Genomic DNA, 18,004 nt, shown 5'->3' on the forward strand with positions numbered 1-18,004 from the left:
ATGGCCCGGTAAATGCGGCGGAATGGCTGAAGTGTCGGAGCAGATTCCACCGGCAGGCGGACGGGCCGGGCCCGCCGGCCGGTCCACCTGAAGGTCTAGGCGGCCTTCGCCTTCGTGGCGTACATGTCCACGTACTCCTGCCCGGACAGCCGCATGACCTCGGCCATCACGGAGTCGGTCACGGCCCGCAGCACATAGCGGTCCCGGTCCATCCCCTCGTACCGCGAGAACTCCATGGCCTCGCCGAAGCGGACGGTGACCCGGCCGGGCCGCGGGATGCCCTTGCCTCCCGGCTGCAGCTTGTCCGTGCCGATCATCGCGAACGGGACCACCGGTGCACCGGTCATCAGGGTCAGCCGCGCGATCCCGGTGCGCCCCCGGTACAGCCGGCCGTCGGGCGAGCGGGTGCCCTCGGGATAGATCCCGAAGATCTTCCCCTCCTCCAGGATCCGCCGCCCGGTCATCAGCGCGGCCACGCCGCCGTTGGCCCCGTCCCGGTCCACCGGGATCATGCCGACGCCGGTGAAGAACCAGGCCATCAGACGGCCCTTGACGCCCTTGCCGGTGACGTACTCGTCCTTGCCGATGAAGTGCACCTGACGCTTGGTGACCACCGGCAGCACGATCGAGTCGATGAACGTGAGGTGGTTGCCGGCCAGGATGACCGGGCCGTCCCCCGGGATGTTCTCCACGCCCTCCACCTGTGGGCGGAACATCAGGCGCATGATCGGTCCGAGCACTGCCTTGATGAGGGCGAAGCGGGACAACGGGTCCTCCGATGCCGAGGGGATCGATATGAGTCTGTGCAGGTGAGGACATTACTCGCGGCTCCGGGGCGGGCGCACATCGGGTGCGCCCGGTTCACCGAGGTCTTACGAAGAGTTGACGCGGGTTTACCTGCGGTGACGCCACGGGGACGAGCCGTAACGACCCGGTGACGGTGTGACGGAGATCGCGCGGGACGCCCCTCCATCCGGCGACACGGCCCCGGCCGCCCGTCCGGACGGCCCGTCACCAGCGGCATCGCCCGGCGGCTGCCCCACTCGCCTCCCGGACGGCCGTCGTCACCGGCTTCCCTCGACGCCTGTCGCGCTGCGCCTCCGCCGACGCCTGTCGCGCTGCGCCTCCCGCCGACGCCTGTCGCGCTGCGCCTCCGCCGACGCCTGTCGCGCTGCGCCTCCCGCCGACGCCTGTCGCGCTGCGCCTCCCGCCGACGCCCGTCGCGCTGCGCCTCCCTCGACGCCCGTCGCGCTGCGCCTCCGCCGACGCCCGTCACCCTGCGCCTCCCCCGACGGTCCGTCACCACGCGCCTCCTACAGGACACCCGGCACCACCCGCGTGTTCGGCCCCGGGACTCGCTCCGGTCATGTGCACGCCCCTACGATCGGCCCGCACTCACGATCGGACGGCAGGAGGCCCTGATGGGCAGCGACCAGGCGAACGAGAAGACGCAGGACACCGGGCGGCGGGCGATCCTCGGCGCGGCGGTGTTCGGCGCGAGCGGAGCGGTCCTCGGACTGCCGGGCGTGGCCGAGGCGGCCGGGGCCCGGACGGGCGGGTACGGCGACCGGGGGCTGAAGAGCCTGCCGGTGCCCACGATCATCGGCCACCGCGGCGCGAGCGGCTACCGCCCCGAGCACACCTTCGGCTCCTACGAACTGGCCCTCGACCTGGGCGCCGACGTGGTCGAGGCCGGTGACCTGGTGCCCACCAAGGACGGTCATCTCGTCTGCCGGCACGAGCCGGAGATCGGCGGCACCACGGACGTCGCCTCCCACCCCGAGTTCGCCGACCGCAAGACCACCAAGCTCCTCGACGGTGTCTCCACCACCGGCTGGTTCACCGAGGACTTCACGCTCGCCGAGCTGAAGACCCTGCGCGCCGTCGAGCGCATCCCGGCCAACCGGCCGCACAACACCCTCTACAACGGGCGCTGGGAGATACCCACGTTCGAAGAGGTCCTGAAGTGGCAGGACGAGCAGACCCGCAAGCGCGGCAAGCAGATCTTCATCTACCCCGAGACCAAGCACCCCACGTACTTCCGCAGGCTCGGCCTCGGCCTGGAGGAGCGGGTCGCGAAGCTGCTGCGCAAGTACGGCAAGGACGGCCGGAACTCGCCGGTCATCCTGCAGTCCTTCGAGCCCACCAGCATCCAGAAGCTGAACCGGCTCGTCGACAACCCGCTCGTCGTGCTGCTCTCCTCGGCCGACAGCCGCCCCTACGACTTCGTCGCGACGGGCGACCCGCGCACGGTCGCCGACCTCATCACCCCCAAGGGTCTGCGGGAGATCGCCGGCTACGCGCAGGGCATCGGCCCGACCCTGGACCTGATCATCCCCAAGAACGCCGACGGCACCCTGGGCAAGCCGACCACCCTGGTCTCCGACGCGCACAAGGTGGGCCTGATCCTCCACCCCTACACCATGCGCAACGAGAACCCCTTCCTGCCGGCCGAGTACCGCAAGGGCAACGCGGCCGACGCCTACGGCGACTCCTTCGGTGCGTTCAGGACGTACTTCGAGACCGGCATCGACGGCGTCTTCACCGACAACGCCGACACCGGTGTGCTCGCCCGCGCCGACTTCCTGGCGGGCTGACCTCGTCAACGAACGACGCTTCCCCACCCGTTCGGGTGGCCGTGCGCCGCCCCGGAAACCTGCTCCCGGGGCGGCACGTCGTTCCGCATATGACGTACGACTTGGTGGCCGCCCTGCATCCGCTGCTCACCGCCGAGGCCTCGGCCGAGGCATATGCGGCCGGGGGTGAGCCCGGCGACCTGGAGCAGGCCGTCTGGCTCCGCCTGCTGGAGCGCCTGGAGACCGACGGGCCGCCGCCGGACCCGCAGGGCTGGCTGCGCAAGGCGGTGCGCGCCGAAGCCCGCCGCAGCCGCCGTACCAGCCGCCGGGAACGTCCGTACGGCACCGAGCCGGCCGACGACGCCCGCCCCGGCCCCGAGCAGCACGTCCTCACCGCCGTCCGGCACCGCGCCCTGCGCGACGCGGTGCGCCGCCTGCCCGGCCGCTGCCCCCGGCTCATGGAGGCCCTGCTTTCCCCGAAGGACCTCACATACCGGGAGATCGCGGGGGAGTTGGGTATCTCACAGGGCAGCCTTGGCCCGGAACGCTCCAGATGTCTTGGTTGTCTGCGCCGATTGCTCACCCCGGAGGTTGCTTCCGGCGAAGTGCGGGGATAGGAGTGAGGGACGACAGGTGATCAGGTGAGCGGGAGGCATGCGCACATGGGCATGAGCGTGACCATCTCGGTGGCGACCGAGCAGGACGCGGAGCAGATCTTCAGGCTCCAGTACCTGTGCTTCCAGAGCGAGGCGGCGCTGTACGGCAACTACCGCATCGACCCGCTGGTCCAGACCCTGGACTCCGTCCGCCAGGAGGTCGCCTCCGACTGCGTCTTCGTCGCCCGGCTCGGCGAGGAGGTGGTCGGCTCGGTGCGCGGCAAGGCCACCGAGGACGGCACGGCCGCCATCGGAAAGCTCTGCGTGCACCCGCGCCTCCAGGGCCACGGCATAGGCGCACGTCTGCTGCGCGCGGCTGAAGCGGCACTGGCGGAGGAGCGCGGCGCCACCCGCTTCCGCCTCTTCACCGGCCACCGCAGCGAGGGCAACCTCCGCCTGTACCGCCGCTCGGGCTACGAAACGGTGGGCCGCTCCAAGGGCACGGACGGCGTCGAGATGATCATCCTGGAGAAGCGGGCGGGGACATACGCGGCTACGGCTTGACGGTGTTCCGCGCCTTCCGCAACCAGTACATCGCGGAAAGCGGCAGCAGCACGGGAATGAAGACGTAGCCCATCCCGTACTTCGACCACACGGTCGCGTCGGGGAACGCCGAGGGGTCCACGATCGTCCACGTACCGACGATCAGCACACCCGCGAGCTCGGCGGCGCAGCAGACCAACGCCGCCCGCCGAGCGGTCTCCCCGCCCCGGATCAGCGTGTACGTGATGAACCCGTACACCACGCCCGCCACCGCGGACAGCGCATAGGCGAGCGGCGCCCGGTCGAACTCCGTCGAGATCTCGTACGCGGAACGCGACACCGCGCCGACCACCATCACGCCGTAGAACCAGACGAGCAGCATGCCCGGCCCGCTGATCAACCGGGTCGGCTTCTCCTCCACCGCCGTCATCTCAGCCTCCCCAGATGTCATAGAGCCGCACCTCCAGCACGGCCAGCACCACACCGCCGGCCGCCACCGTCACCGAGCCCCAGCGGGTCCGCTCGGCCAGGGACATGAACCCCGCCGCCGGAACGCACGCGAACGCGCCCAGCAGATACGCCACGAAGATCGTCGTGCCCTGCGCCGGCTTCTCGCCCCGCGCCAGCTGCACGATCCCGACCACCAGCTGGATCACCGCCAGCAGCGACACCACGGCCATGCCGATGAAGTGCCAGTCCTTGGTCGGCTGGTCGCGATGGGCGGCCCAGCCGCACCAGGCGGCGAGAAGCAGCGCGGCGACCCCGGTCGCCAGCGTCAGGGCATTGAGCATGCGGTGACCTTATTACGGCCGAAACGGGCGCCGGCCGCCGACCCCGCCCGTGGGCCATAGGGTCTAGACCACACCGTAGGGTCTAGGCATGACGATCCACGCGCACGCCCTCCTGTTCGACAACGACGGCACCCTCGTCTCCTCCCTCGACTCCGTCGAGCGCTGCTGGACCCGCTGGGCCCGCGAGTACGGCGTCACCGCCGAGGAGTTCCGGCGCGTGGCGCTGCACGGCCGGCCCGCCACCGAGATAGTCGCCGACCTGCTGCCCGCCCACCTGGTACCCGAGGCGGTCGCACGGGTCGAGCAGCTGGAGGTGGACGACGTAGCCGGCGGAGGGGTGCTGCTCCTGCCCGGGACGCGGGACTTCCTGGACTCCCTGCCGGCCGACCGGTGGGCCGTCGTCACCTCCGCCACCCGGCGGCTCGCCGAGGCCCGCCTGGACGCCGTCGGCATCCTGCCCAAGACGCTGATCGCCGCCGACGACATCACGCGCGGCAAGCCCGATCCGGAGCCGTACCTGCTCGCCGCCCGGCGGCTCGGCGTCGACCCGGCCCGCTGCGTCGTCTTCGAGGACGCCCCGGCCGGACTCCAGGCGGGCCGCGCCGCCGGAATGACCACCGTGGCGTTGGCCACAACCCACCGCGCCGAGGAACTGGACGCCGACCTCGTGGTCAAGGACCTGTCGGCCTTGTCGGCACTGGTGACCGACGGGGGCGTGGAGATCTCCGTCCGCCGCTGACCCCATGGCGCCGGCTGTCCGCCGCCGTCCACTATGCGGACAGCGGCGGCCGGTCAGGACCGTACGTCTGCTTTACTGATCGCATGACCACGACGAGCTGCCGCACCCTTGCGACCGAGGCGACCATGACGCCCGGTGCTCGTTGTATGTGTCGCCTGATGTGTCGAATGTGCGCCTGCTAGAGGGCCCCCGCATCAGCTGAGCCTCGCGCCCCGAAGCGAGAGCCGTGGCATGTCCGTGCGCCGCAGTCCGTACGAGACGCACATCCGCTCCTCATGCCTGAACCGCATGCACCCGTGCCCGGGCACACCCACGCCCGCGCACTCGACAGTGACGGAAATCCTGTGATCACCACCTCGGGCCTGACCAAGGTCTACCGCTCCCGCGGCCGTGAGGTCACCGCCCTCGACGGCGTCGATCTGCACGTCCGCGAAGGCGAGGTCTACGGCGTCATCGGCCAGTCCGGCGCCGGAAAGTCCTCCCTCATCCGCTGCGTCAACCTGCTGGAGCACCCCACCTCCGGCACCGTGACCGTCGCCGGGCAGGACCTCACCGCGCTCGCCGGTCGCGGCCCGCGCGCCGGCAAGGAGCTGCGCCGGGCACGCAGCCGGATCGGCATGGTCTTCCAGCACTTCAACCTGCTCTCCTCGCGCACCGTGCAGGACAACGTCGAGCTGCCGCTGGAGATCCTCGGCACGTCCGGCAAGGAACGGTCCCGCAAGGCACTCGAACTCCTCGACCTGGTCGGGCTCGCCGACAAGGCCAAGGCCCACCCCGCCCAGCTCTCCGGCGGCCAGAAGCAGCGCGTCGGCATCGCCCGCGCCCTCGCCGGCGACCCCAAGGTGCTGCTCTCCGACGAGGCCACCAGCGCCCTGGACCCGGAGACCACCCGCTCCATCCTCCAGCTGCTGCGCGACCTGAACCGGCAACTGGGCCTGACCGTCCTGCTCATCACCCACGAGATGGACGTCGTGAAGTCGATCTGCGACTCCGCCGCCCTCATGGAGAAGGGCCGGATCGTGGAGTCCGGCACGGTCAGCGAACTGCTGGCCACCCCCGGCTCCGAGCTGGCCGCCGCGCTGTTCCCGGTGAGCGGGGAGCGTACGGACGCCGACCGGACCGTCATCGACGTCACCTTCCACGGCGAGGCCGCCACCCAGCCCGTCATCTCCCAGCTCGCGCGCACCTACAACATCGACATCTCGATCCTCGGCGCCGCCATCGACACCGTCGGCGGCCTCCAGATCGGCCGGATGCGCATCGAGCTGCCCGGCCGCTACGAGGACAACGTGGTGCCGATCGGGTTCCTGCGCGAACAGGGCCTGCAGATCGACGTGGTGGGCCAGGAAGCCCTGCTGGTGAAGGAGGGGGCCAAGTGACCTGGTCCGAGATGCAGCCGCTGCTGTCGCAGGCGTGTACCGAGAGCTTCCAGATGGTGCTCTGGTCCACCCTGATCGCCGTCGCCGTCGGCCTCCCGCTCGGCCTCCTCCTCGTCCTCACGGACCGGGGCGGCCTGTTGCAGAACGTCCTCGCCAACAAGGTGATCGGCCAGATCGTGAACATCGGCCGGTCCATGCCGTTCATCATCCTGATGGTCGCCCTGATGAGCTTCACGCGCTGGGTCACCGGGACGACGATCGGTACGACCGCCGCGGTCGTGCCGCTCGCCATCGGCGGCATCCCGTTCTTCGCCCGCCTGGTCGAGACGGCCGTCCGCGAAGTGGACCACGGTCTCGTCGAGGCCGTGCAGTCCATGGGCGGCAACACCTGGACGATCGTCCGCAAGGTCCTCGTCCCCGAGGCGCTGCCCTCGCTGATCGCCTCCACCACCACCACGGTCATCGCCCTCATCGGCTACTCCGCCATGGCCGGCACGGTCGGCGGCGGCGGCCTCGGCGACCTCGCCGTCCGCTACGGCTACCAGCGCTTCGAGACCCAGCTGATGTGGATCACCGTCGCGGTCCTCGCCGTCGTCATCTCCCTCATCCAGTTCGCCGGCGACTTCGCGGCCCGCTCCCTGCACAGCCGCGGCGGCCGCTCCGGCCCGGCGCCCAAGCTCCGCCTGCTGAAGGCCGGGGAGCCGGCCGCGGCCGACGTCGGCAAGGTCGCGTAAGCCGCCGTTTTTGCCAAGCGGCACCCACAGTCCCCCCGTACACCCATCACGGGGTCGCACCACCCTTAAGGAAAGGCACTTTTCGTGCGTAACACCGCCAAGCTCACCGCCGCCGTCCTCGCCGCCGGAGCCCTCACCTTCGGGCTGACCGCCTGCGGCTCCGGCAGCTCCTCCGGCTCCCACGACTACAGCGGCCCGCTGGTCGTCGCCGCGAGCCCGACCCCGCACGCCGAGATCCTCAACTTCGTCAAGAAGAACCTGGCGAAGAAGGCGGGCCTTGACCTGGAGGTCAAGGAGTTCACCGACTACATCACGCCGAACACGGCGACCGAGGACGGCTCGGTGGACGCCAACTACTTCCAGAACCAGCCGTACCTGGACGACTTCAACAACAAGCGCGGCACCCACATCGTGCCCGTCGTCACGGTGCACCTGGAGCCGCTCGGCCTGTACTCCCACAAGGTCAAGAAGGCCGACGCGCTGAAGAGCGGCGCGACCATCGCCGTCCCGAACGACGCCGTCAACGAGGCCCGCGCCCTGAAGCTGCTCGCCGCCAACGGGCTCATCACCCTCAAGGACGGTGCCGGCAGCGAGGCCACCGCGCAGGACATCGTCAAGAACCCCAAGAACCTCAAGTTCAAGGAGGTCGAGGCGGCCCAGACCCCGCGCTCCCTGGACGACGTGGACGCCGCCGTCGTGAACGGCAACTACGCCATCTCCGCCGGTCTGAAGCCCGCCAAGGACGCGATCGTCCTGGAGACCGCCAAGAACAACCCGTACGCCAACTTCCTCGCCGTGAAGAAGGGCAACGAGAAGGACCCGCGGGTCAAGAAGCTCGCCAAGCTGCTCGTCTCGCCCGAGGTCAAGAAGTTCATCGAGGACAAGTACCAGGGGTCCGTCCTGCCGGTGACGCAGGGCTGACGGCACGTATACGGCGTTTCGTGACGCACGGGGTCCACTCCCTCACTTGGGGTGGGCCCCGTCGTGCGGTTCAGTGGTTTCATGCTGCATGCTGGGCAGTTCGCAGGCCCTGAAGGTTTACCGAAGTTACGGAGCGGCGCATGACTGGCACCTTTCCCAACGTCTCCATCAGCACGGAGCGGTTGGTGCTGCGCCCCTTCGAGGAGTCCGACATCGAGGCCTACGCCGAGATGATGAACGACGAACTGGTCACCGCCTGGACCTCCGTCCCCCGGCCCTACACCGAGGCCGACGCCCGGCACTGGATCACCGAACTCGCCCCGGCCGAACGCACCGAGGGCCGCGGCATCGTGTTCGCCGTCGACGAGTTCCTCACCCAGCGCCTCGTCGGCATCGTCCATCTGCAGAACACCGACTGGCGGGTGCGTTCGGCGGAGATCGCCTACGTCATCGCGCCGTGGGCCCGTGGCGAGGGCTATGCCTCCGAAGCCGCCCTGGCGACCGCGCAGTGGCTGTTCCAGAACCAGAAGTTCGAACGCCTGGAGCTGCGCACCACCGCCGACAACACCGCCTCCCAGCAGGTCGCCCAGAAGATCGGCTGCATCAGCGAGGGTGTCCTGCGGAACGCCTGGATAGCGCGCAGCAGGTCCGGCGACGGCACATGGGCGGATGTCCGCACCGATGTCATCGTCTGGAGCCTGCTGCCGGAGGACCTGGCCGACACGAGCGGTTTCACGTCCCACTCGGACTGGAACTGAGCCCTCCGCCCCTCACCAGGTACCCTCACGGAGTCCGCACACGGCCCCCACCCCCCTGACGACCTGCGAAGACCTGGAGAGACGACGATGGCCGACCGGGTCACGGTGATCGGCTGGGACGGCTCGCCGCTGACCGACGCGGCACGCGCCGCCCTCGGCGCCGCCACGCTCGTGGCGGGCGCGGCCCACCACCTGGCGCTGCCCGAGGTCCCGCCCGCCGCCGAACGCGTCCGCCTGGGCAGCGTGGCGCTCGCCGCCCGCCGGATCGCCGCCCACCGCGGCACCGCGGTCGTGCTCGCCGACGGCGACCCCGGCTTCTTCGGCGTCGTACGCGCCCTGCGCGCACCGGAGTTCGGCCTGGAGGTCGAGGTCGTCCCCGCCGTCTCCGCGGTGGCCGCCGCCTTCGCCCGCGCCGGCATGCCCTGGGACGACGCCCAGGTGGTCGTCGCCCACCCGCGCACCCTGCGCCGGGCCGTGAACGTCTGCCGCGCCCACACCAAGGTCGCCGTCCTCACCGCACCGGGCGCCGGACCCGCCGAACTCGGGCTGCTGCTGGAGGGCGTGCACCGGACCTTCGTCATCTGCGAGGAACTGGGCACCGAACGCGAGCGGGTCACCGTCGTCACCTCCGACAAGGCCCCCGACCACATCTGGCGCGACCCCAACGTCGTCATCGTCATCGGCGGTCCGGCCGGCGCGGGGGAGGGCGGCGGCTGGATCACCGGGCGCGACCCGGGCACCGGACCACGCGGCTGGGTGCAGCCCGACGAGACCTACGGCGACGGACCCGGGAGCCGCCTCGGCGAGGGCGAGACGGAACTGCTCCGCGCCGCCCAACTCGCCCGCCTCGGCCCCCGCGTCGGCGACCTCGTGTGGGACATCGGCTGCGGCTCCGGTGCGTTCGCCGCCGAGGCCGCGCGCGCCGGGGCCGCCGTCATCGCCGTCGACCGGGACCCGCGGGCCTGTGCCCGGACCGACGCGGCCGCGCGGCGGTACGGCGTGCAGCTCCACGTGGTCCAGGGCACCGCCCCGCACGTCCTGGAGAACCTGCCCGAGCCGGACGTCGTCCGGGTGGGCGGCGGGGGAGCGGCCGTCGTCTCCGCGGTCGCCGACCGGCGCCCGCAGCGCATCGTCACCCACGCGGCGACCCGCGACGCGGCCGAACTCGTCGGCCGCGACCTGACCGAGCACGGATACCGCGTCGAGTGCGCGCTGCTGCAGTCCGTCGAACTCGACACCCGCGCCTGGAGAGAGACCGAGCGGAGCGTCGCGTTCCTGCTCACCGGGACACTGCTGCGGCGCGAAGCACCTCGTTGAGAGGTGGTGGCCGGGCGACGGGCGGGCGTTCTCCCCGATCGCGCCCCGTGATCCTGTTGTCGTACCGCGCGCGGTAGGCTGGCCGATCGTTGTACCGCACCGGTGGCCCGGAACTTCGTTCGCCAATGTCCGGAAAGCACGCCCGCTTTGGGGTGGGTGTGGTACTGCGGAACCGGAGGACGCGCAACGTGGCGCAGTCCACAGCGGGCTGTCGCGGATCATGCTGTCGCGACGGCGGAACGGCCGGGACAATGCCACTGAATGGCTTTGTCGCCTTTTCCGGCGGGTCGTTCGTGCCGCTGGGCACGGACGCTCGTTCTTCACTACGGGCGGTCGGTGCGCCGTTCCGGGTGAGCTGGTCGTAGGAGCACTAACCGATGGGCGAGGGGTACGCATGACCGACACCGGCCAGGTCCCGGCCGAGGGGCAGCCGGAGAGCGCAGGCATGGTGGAGCAGCCGGGCGTTGCCTCGCACGGTGCGTACGCCTATCTCTCCGAGGCGCCCGCCGAGGACGAAGACCTGCTGCTGCCGGGTGCCCAGGGCGCGTGGGGCAACGAGGTGCCGCCACCCGCTCCGGAACCGGTCCTGGAGGCCGTCCACGAGCCGGGCCCGCACGAGACGGCCGGCCGGGACAGCGGCTCCGTCGACCTCAGCGGCGTCCGCCTGCCGAACCCGGCCCCGGTCTCCGTGCCGCCGTCGCCCATCCTCTCGGCCCAGCAGGAACAGCAGGCCCAGCAGGACCAGGACCAGCAGGCCGCGCCGCAGCCGCCACGCCGTCCGCTGCACCTCGGCCCGCCGATCCCCGACGCCTCCGCCAGCCCGGTCCGCTCCCTCGCCGACCGCGGCCCGGCCGGCGCGCCGGTGCGGCAGCCCGGCCCGCCGCCGGCCGGCCCCGAGTACCTCGACGCCCAGCCGCTGCACGACATGGCCCCGCAGAGCGCTGCCCCCTGGGGCGCGGCGCCCGCCGCTCCCGCCGTGGCCCAGGTCGGCACGGGGGCACCGGCTGCCGAAACGGTTGACCCGGCCGCCGTCCCCGCGGACGCCGCCGCCCCGGCCGAACCGTCAGACGCCGCCCAGGCCGCCGTCGCCCGCCTCGCGAACCAGACGGCCGGGCAGGCACCTGGCACCGCGCAGGTGGTGCACGGCCACGACGGCGTGCAGCCCGCGCAGGGCCACGACGGCGTGTACCCGGCTCCCACGGCTCCGGCGGGGGTGCCTGCCGGAGCGTCGCCCGCGTCCCCCTACAGCGTCGAGCCGTTCGCCACGGAGCAGGGACCGGGGCAGGAGCAGGAGCAGGAGCAGGTGCTGCAGAGCGTCCACCAGGTCGCTGCCGAGGGCGGCGGCCAGGACGCGCCGGGCGTCCAGCCCGTCGACGGTACGGCCGCCGTGGGCAGCGGTCTTCCGGCCGACGGCGGTGTCGCCGGTGACGGCGGGCCCGCGGCCGAGGCGCCGGGGACAGAGGCCGGGCCGGCCGTGTCCGGGCCCACCCCGCCCGTCGCCGAGGAGGCGAACGCGGCCACCGCTCAGGCGGCGCCGGCACATCCGGGTGAGCAGGGCGCCGCCGTCTCCGGCCGGCAGCCGGAGGCCCAGGCGGTGCCGGCACAGGCACCGGATGACGCACTGGCCGACTCCGCCACCGAGGTGTCCGGGGCTGCTCAGCCGACGGAGGGAGCTCAGATGTCGGAGGGTGCTCAGGCGGGCGAGGTCGCTCAGCCGGTTGAGGGCGTAGAGCTGTCCGGGACCGTTCAGCCGTCCGGGGCCGTTCAGCCGTCCGAGGGCCCAGAGCCGGGCGAGGTCGCTCAGCCGTCTGGAGCCGCTCAGCCGGGCGAGGTCGCTCAGCCGGTTGAGGTCGTGCAGCCCTCCGGTCCCGCTCAGCCCTCCGGTCCCGCTCATCCGGGTGTGGCCGCTCAGCCGGGCCAGGTCGTACAGCCGGGCCAGGTCGTGCAGGAGTCGGGTCCCGCTCAGTCGGGCGAGGTCGCTCAGCCGGTTGGGGTCGTGCAGCCGTCCGGTCCCGCTCAGCCGGGCCAGGTCGTACAGCCGGTTGGGGTCGTGCAGGAGTCGGGTCCCGCTCAGCCGGTTGAGGGCGTACAGCCGTCCGGGCCCGATCTTCAGGGTGAGGGCCCACAGCCGGCCGGGGCCGTTCAGCCGTCCCGAGCCGCTCAGCCGGCCGGGGCCGTTCAGTCGTCCGAGGTCGCTCAGCCCGGCGAGGGTGTGAGCGTGCCGCAGGCGCAGGACGCGCCCGTTGCCGCCGACGCCGGGCAGGCTGTTGCGGCGGCCGGTGCTGCCGTCGACAGCGCGAGCACGGCCCCCGCACCGGAGGCGTCGGACGCGGCCCAGGTCGCGCCGGAGGCCGTCGCGGCCCGGGGCGGGGCCGCCGCCCCCGCGCAGGCCGACCCGAACAACCCCGTCGCAGCGGAGCCGCAGCCCGGCGTGGTGGAGGCACAGCCCGCCGCCGGAGCCGTACCGGCCTCCGAGCCGGTTGCCGCGCCCGAGTCCGGTACCCCGGCCTCCGCGCCGGAGGCGACGGAACCCCAGGCCCCCGCTGCCGCCCCGGCCCAGGACGTCGCCGTACCCGAGCCGCAGCCCCACCCCGCCCAGGGCCCCCAGCTGGCCGACCCCGCGGCGCCCGCAGCCGAGGCCCCGGCCACCGTCGTGCCGCCGGCCCGGTCGCAGCCGACCGTCCAGGACGCCGTCCACCAGGTCACCGTTGCAGCGGCCCCCGCCACCGGACCCGGCGCACCCGCCGGCCCGCAGACACAGGCCGCCCCGGCCACCGACCAGGCCGAGCCGCTGTCGTCCGACGCCCCGCAGGAGCCGCGCCCGGAGCAGCCGCTCGGGCAGTTCGTGCAGGTCGAGGGGCAGGTGCCCACCACCCCGCAGCTGGCGCCGACCCCGCCGCAGCCCCTGATCCTGCCCGCAGAGGGCGCACCGGAGCCGGTGGCCATCGTGCCGGCGCCGCGCGAGGGCGAACCGGCCCCCGATCTCGTACAACGCGCGGAAGACCTGCAGACCACACCCGACGACCAGGAAGAGACGGCCGCCATGGCCGAGGCACGACAGTCCACCGGCCCCGCCGCGCCCGGCTACGCCGACGCCGAGCGTGAGGCCGTCCTGAAGGTCATGCGCGAGCGCCGCGACATCCGCAACGGCTTCCGCAGCGACCCCATCCCGCACGAGGTGCTGCTGCGCGTCCTGGAGGCCGCCCACACGGCGCCCTCCGTGGGCCACTCGCAGCCCTGGGACTTCGTCGTCATCCGCTCCGCCGAAACCCGGCGGACCATGCACGAACTGGCGATGCGTCAGCGCGAGGCCTACGCCAAGTCGCTGCCCAAGGGCCGGGCCAAGCAGTTCAAGGAACTGAAGATCGAGGCCATCCTCGACACCCCGGTCAACATCGTCGTCACCGCCGACCCCACCCGCGGCGGCCGGCACACGCTCGGCCGTCACACCCAGCCGCAGATGGCGCCCTACTCCTCGGCGCTCGCGGTGGAGAACCTCTGGCTCGCCGCCCGCGCCGAAGGCCTCGGCGTCGGCTGGGTCAGCTTCTTCGACGAGCGGGAGATGGTCCGCGCGCTCGGCCTGCCCGAGCACCTGGAGGTCGTCGCCTACCTGTGTGTCGGGTACGTCGACGAGTTCCCGGACGAGCCCGAGCTGATGCAGGCCGGCTGGTCCAAGCGACGCCCCCTGTCCTGGGTGGTGCACGAGGAGACGTACGGCCGCCGCGCCCTGCCCGGAGAGGAACCCCACGACCTGCTTGCCGAGACCGTCGCACAGATCCGTCCGCTCGACGCCAAGGCGCTCGGCGAGGCATGGGAGCGCCAGAAGCGCATGACCAAGCCGGCCGGCGCGCTCGGCATGCTGGAGATCATCTCCGCACAGCTGTCCGGGCTGTCCCGGCAGTGCCCGCCGCCGATCCCGGAGCCCGCGGCCGTCGCCATCTTCGCCGGCGACCACGGCGTGCACGCCCAGGGCGTCACCCCCTGGCCGCAGGAGGTCACCGCCCAGATGGTGGCCAACTTCCTCGGCGGGGGAGCGGTGTGCAACGCCTTCGCCACCCAGGTCGGCGCCGAGGTGTGCGTCGTGGACGTCGGCGTCGCCGCCGACCTCCCGGCCACCCCCGGCCTGCTGCCCCGCAAGATCCGCGGCGGTACGTCCGACATGACGACCGGCCCCGCGATGACCCGCGAGGAGGCCAAGCAGGCCATCGAGGTGGGCATCGAGACCGCCCGCGACCTGGTGGCGGCCGGCAACAAGGCGCTGCTCACCGGCGAGATGGGCATCGCCAACACCACGGCGTCCGCCGCGCTGATCTCCGTCTTCACGGGCGCCGACCCGGCGGAGGTCACCGGCCGCGGCACGGGCATCAACGACGAGACGCTGGCCCGCAAGACCGAGGTCGTCCGTCGGGCCCTGGACCTCCACCAGCCGGACCCGGCCGACCCCATCGGCGTCCTCGCGGCCATCGGCGGCTTCGAGCACGCGGCCATGGTCGGCCTGCTCCTCGGCGGCGCCTCGCTGCGTACGCCGGTGATCCTGGACGGCGTCAGCGCCGGCGCCGCGGCCCTGGTCGCCCGCGCCATCGCCCCCGAGGTCCTCGCGGCGTGTATCGCCGGACACCGCAGCGCCGAACCCGGCCACGTGGCCGCCCTCAACAAGCTGGGCCTGCGCCCCCTGGTCGACCTCGACCTCCGCCTGGGCGAGGGCACGGGCGCACTGCTGGCCCTGCCACTGGTCCAGAGCACAGCGAGGGCCATGCACGAGGTGGCGACGTTCGATTCGGCGGGGGTCACGGAGAAGTAGGCGTCACAGGGCGGGTGGTCCGGGGTTCACCTACCGGACCACCCGCGCCGTCTGCTCTGTCCACAGCTAAAATCCGCACGTCAGGGCCGCTCCGAAGGTGCAGCGCGCCCCCACATCGCAGAGCTGCACGAGGAGCCGTCCCTCATGGCCGAACACCCCGCCTACCCCGTAGGCCTCCGCCTCTCCGGCCGCCGCGTGGTCGTCCTCGGCGGCGGCCAGGTGGCCCAGCGCCGCCTCCCGGCGCTCATCGCGGCCGGCGCGGACATCGTCCTCGTATCCCCCGAGGCGACCCCGTCCGTCGAGGCCATGGCGGACGCGGGCGAGATCACCTGGGTCAGGCGCCCGTACCAGGACGGCGACCTCGCCGAGGCCTGGTACGCCCTCATCGCCACCAGCGCCCCCGAGGCCAACGCGCAGGCCTCCGCCGAAGCCGAGCGGCACCGCGTCTGGTGCGTCCGCTCCGACGACGCAGACCAGGCGACCGCCTGGACCCCCGCGACCGGCCACAGCGAGGGCGTCACCGTCGCCGTCCTCACCACGGACGCGCGCGGCCGCGACCCCCGCCACACCGCCGCCATCCGCGACGCGGTCGTCGAGGGCCTGCGCGACGGCACCCTGGTGGCGCCCCACCACCGCAGCCGCACCCCCGGCGTCGCCCTGGTCGGCGGCGGCCCCGGAGACCCCGACCTGATCACGGTCCGCGGCCGTCGGCTGCTCGCCGAGGCGGACGTCGTCATCGCCGACCGGCTCGGCCCGCGCGACCTGCTCGCCGAACTCCCGCCGCACGTCGAGGTGATCGACGCGGCGAAGATCCCGTACGGCCGTTTCATGGCCCAGGAGGCCATCAACAACGCGCTCATCGAGCACGCCAAGCAGGGCAAGTCGGTGGTCCGGCTCAAGGGCGGAGACCCGTACGTCTTCGGACGCGGCATGGAGGAACTGCAGGCGCTCGCCGAGGCGGGCATCCCCTGCACGGTGGTGCCCGGCATCTCCAGCTCGATCTCGGTCCCGGGCGCGGCCGGCATCCCGGTCACCCACCGCGGGGTCGCCCACGAGTTCACCGTCGTCAGCGGGCACGTGGCGCCCGACGACGAGCGCTCCCTGGTCGACTGGCCGTCCCTCGCCAAGCTGACCGGCACGCTCGTGGTCCTCATGGGCGTCGACAAGATCGGGAAGATCGCCGAGACGCTCGTCGCGCACGGCAAGTCGCCGCAGACCCCCGTCGCGCTGGTCCAGGAGGGCACGACGGCCGCGCAGCGACGTGTCGACGCCACGCTCGCCACGGTCGCCGAGACGGTACGCGCCGAGGACGTGAAGCCGCCGGCGGTCATCGTCATCGGCGAGGTCGTGCGGGTCGGCCCGCAGCCGGCCGCCTGATCACCGCCCTTGATCACGCGTAACCCCGGGTAACGCAACCCGTTCCGAGCCGTTGGCACCGCATCCAGGACAAGGCAGTATCACTCTGTGGCCGATCTCATCACCGTTGAGGACCCCGAGGACCCGCGCCTGCGCGACTACACAGGCCTGACCGATGTCGAGCTGCGCCGCAAGCGCGAGCCCGCCGAGGGTCTGTTCATCGCCGAGGGCGAGAAGGTCATCCGCAGAGCCAAGGAAGCGGGCTACGAGATGCGCTCCATGCTGCTCTCGGCCAAGTGGATCGACGTGATGCGCGACGTCATCGACGAACTCCCCGCCCCGGTCTACGCCGTGAGTCCCGAACTCGCCGAGCAGGTCACCGGCTACCACGTGCACCGCGGCGCGCTCGCCTCCATGCAGCGCAAACCGCTGCCGACGGCCGCCGAACTGCTCCGCTCGGCCCGCCGGGTCGTCGTCATGGAGTCGGTCAACGACCACACCAACATCGGCGCGATCTTCCGCTCGGCGGCCGCGCTCGGCATGGACGCGGTCCTGCTGTCGCCCGACTGCGCTGATCCGCTGTACCGGCGCAGCGTCAAGGTGTCCATGGGCGCGGTGTTCTCGGTGCCGTACGCCCGTCTGGAGACCTGGCCGAAGGGCCTGGAGTCGGTCCGTGAGGCCGGCTTCACCCTTCTCGCGCTCACCCCGGACGACAAGGCGCGCTCGCTCGACGAGGCCGCTCCGCACACCATGGACCGGGTGGCCCTGATGCTCGGTGCCGAGGGTGACGGACTGTCCAGGCAGGCCCTGGTCGCCGCCGACGAATGGGTCCGCATCCCGATGTCCCACGGCGTCGACTCACTCAACGTGGGCGCGGCAGCGGCGGTCGCCTTCTACGCAGTGGCCACCGGCCGCCCCCGCCCCTGACCTCCCGCCCCGGCCCCCTCCCGGGGGCCGGCCGTGCTCCTCTCCGGAGCGCCGCTGCGTCCCCGGAGTCCGCGCGCGGCACGCGGGACCCACTCCCGAGCCGAGTGACTTCGACCCGCCACCCGGGACACCGCCACCGCCGAGGACCAGGCCGCCCGCGGCTCGGACCTCCGCGGCCCGGACCTTCGAGGCCCCGGCTGTTCCCGAAGCGTGAGCTGCTCGCCGAAGGCCTGGTCAGTTGCCGAAGTCGCGGCTCAGGGTCGGCTCGTGCTGGTCGGACATCGGCCGGTCGGCGTCCGCCGGCCGGTAGTCCGGCTGTGCGTGCCGCCGCTGCCGGCCGCCGTCCCCGTCGCCGCCGAGTCCGCGTGCCGGTCCCTGGCAGCCCTGTGCCACCGCAATGCCGAGCGCGACGAGCAGCGTCACCACCACGAACACGAACAGCCGCTGGCGCAGCAGCCGCGGATTGGCCGGCCGCCGTCCGCCCCCCGCCGTACGCCGCGCGGGCCGCCCGGCACCGTTGCGCGGAGCGGGACGGTTCCCACCGCCCGAGCGCCGGCCGCCACCCC

At 72.5% G+C, this 18,004-nt stretch carries 15 protein-coding genes and 1 pseudogene; 12 read left to right on the forward strand and 4 right to left on the reverse strand.

Features of this window, described 5'->3' with window-relative positions; genetic code table 11:
* Window positions 1-95 precede the first annotated feature (95 nt).
* Window positions 96-716 (reverse strand): lysophospholipid acyltransferase family protein, encoded by a 621-nt coding sequence (locus ABZ624_RS34345; RefSeq protein ID WP_360098075.1) that lies wholly within the window; start codon window positions 714-716, stop codon window positions 96-98.
* A gap of 705 nt (window positions 717-1,421) precedes the next feature.
* On the opposite strand from ABZ624_RS34345, the gene ABZ624_RS34350 reads away from it, so the two are divergent.
* The 3 genes from ABZ624_RS34350 (at window position 1,422) to ABZ624_RS34360 (ending at window position 3,736) form a co-directional block, all read left to right on the forward strand.
* Entirely contained in the window at window positions 1,422-2,597 is a 1,176-nt protein-coding gene (locus tag ABZ624_RS34350; RefSeq protein WP_360098078.1) for a glycerophosphodiester phosphodiesterase, read from the forward strand.
* A gap of 89 nt (window positions 2,598-2,686) precedes the next feature.
* Window positions 2,687-3,193, forward strand: a complete 507-nt coding sequence (locus ABZ624_RS34355) for a sigma-70 family RNA polymerase sigma factor (RefSeq protein ID WP_360098081.1) — start codon at window positions 2,687-2,689, stop codon at window positions 3,191-3,193.
* A gap of 45 nt (window positions 3,194-3,238) precedes the next feature.
* Entirely contained in the window at window positions 3,239-3,736 is a 498-nt protein-coding gene (locus ABZ624_RS34360) for a GNAT family N-acetyltransferase (protein ID WP_360098109.1), read from the forward strand.
* Here ABZ624_RS34360 and ABZ624_RS34365 read toward each other — a convergent pair.
* Together ABZ624_RS34365 and ABZ624_RS34370 are read right to left on the reverse strand one after the other, a co-directional pair.
* Window positions 3,726-4,145, reverse strand: a complete 420-nt coding sequence (locus ABZ624_RS34365; RefSeq protein WP_360098084.1) for a hypothetical protein — start codon at window positions 4,143-4,145, stop codon at window positions 3,726-3,728. The two genes, ABZ624_RS34360 and ABZ624_RS34365, sit on opposite strands and share 11 nt — an antisense overlap.
* 1 nt (window position 4,146) lies before the next feature.
* A complete protein-coding gene (locus ABZ624_RS34370) occupies window positions 4,147-4,506 on the reverse strand; it encodes a hypothetical protein (protein WP_360098087.1) in 360 nt (119 codons plus the stop codon).
* Between the two features lie 88 nt (window positions 4,507-4,594).
* On the opposite strand from ABZ624_RS34370, the gene ABZ624_RS34375 reads away from it, so the two are divergent.
* The 9 genes from ABZ624_RS34375 to ABZ624_RS34415 all read left to right on the forward strand — a co-directional run bounded on the left by ABZ624_RS34375 (window position 4,595) and on the right by ABZ624_RS34415 (window position 17,438).
* Entirely contained in the window at window positions 4,595-5,245 is a 651-nt protein-coding gene (locus ABZ624_RS34375; protein WP_360098090.1) for an HAD family hydrolase, read from the forward strand.
* A 344-nt stretch (window positions 5,246-5,589) separates the two neighbouring features.
* Window positions 5,590-6,624 carry an ATP-binding cassette domain-containing protein gene (locus ABZ624_RS34380; protein ID WP_360098111.1) on the forward strand — a complete coding sequence of 345 codons (1,035 nt, stop codon included), beginning with the start codon at window positions 5,590-5,592 and terminating at the stop codon, window positions 6,622-6,624.
* A complete protein-coding gene (locus ABZ624_RS34385) occupies window positions 6,621-7,358 on the forward strand; it encodes a methionine ABC transporter permease (protein WP_360098093.1) in 738 nt (245 codons plus the stop codon). Before ABZ624_RS34380 ends, ABZ624_RS34385 begins: the two co-directional genes overlap by 4 nt.
* An 84-nt stretch (window positions 7,359-7,442) precedes the next feature.
* Window positions 7,443-8,279 (forward strand): MetQ/NlpA family ABC transporter substrate-binding protein, encoded by an 837-nt coding sequence (locus tag ABZ624_RS34390; protein WP_360098095.1) that lies wholly within the window; start codon window positions 7,443-7,445, stop codon window positions 8,277-8,279.
* A 140-nt stretch (window positions 8,280-8,419) separates the two neighbouring features.
* On the forward strand, window positions 8,420-9,037 hold the full coding sequence (locus ABZ624_RS34395) for a GNAT family N-acetyltransferase (RefSeq protein ID WP_360098097.1): 618 nt from the start codon (window positions 8,420-8,422) through the stop codon (window positions 9,035-9,037).
* An 87-nt stretch (window positions 9,038-9,124) separates the two neighbouring features.
* The gene (cbiE, locus tag ABZ624_RS34400) at window positions 9,125-10,354 is read left to right on the forward strand and encodes a precorrin-6y C5,15-methyltransferase (decarboxylating) subunit CbiE (RefSeq protein WP_360098099.1); all 1,230 of its coding nucleotides are present in this window, start codon (window positions 9,125-9,127) and stop codon (window positions 10,352-10,354) included.
* Window positions 10,355-10,748: 394 nt separating this feature from the next.
* Window positions 10,749-15,155 (forward strand): nicotinate-nucleotide--dimethylbenzimidazole phosphoribosyltransferase, encoded by a 4,407-nt coding sequence (cobT, locus tag ABZ624_RS34405; RefSeq protein WP_360098101.1) that lies wholly within the window; start codon window positions 10,749-10,751, stop codon window positions 15,153-15,155.
* A gap of 144 nt (window positions 15,156-15,299) precedes the next feature.
* Window positions 15,300-16,532 carry a uroporphyrinogen-III C-methyltransferase gene (cobA, locus tag ABZ624_RS34410; RefSeq protein WP_360098103.1) on the forward strand — a complete coding sequence of 411 codons (1,233 nt, stop codon included), beginning with the start codon at window positions 15,300-15,302 and terminating at the stop codon, window positions 16,530-16,532.
* 87 nt (window positions 16,533-16,619) lie between these two features.
* A complete protein-coding gene (locus tag ABZ624_RS34415) occupies window positions 16,620-17,438 on the forward strand; it encodes an RNA methyltransferase (RefSeq protein WP_360098105.1) in 819 nt (272 codons plus the stop codon).
* Window positions 17,439-17,672: 234 nt separating this feature from the next.
* Here the strand turns inward: ABZ624_RS34415 and ABZ624_RS34420 are convergent.
* A pseudogene (locus tag ABZ624_RS34420) lies at window positions 17,673-18,004 on the reverse strand (serine/threonine protein kinase); the annotation flags it as partial.

Origin of the sequence: Streptomyces sp. NPDC007205 (assembly GCF_040634095.1) — a bacterium.
Classification (GTDB): domain Bacteria; phylum Actinomycetota; class Actinomycetes; order Streptomycetales; family Streptomycetaceae; genus Streptomyces.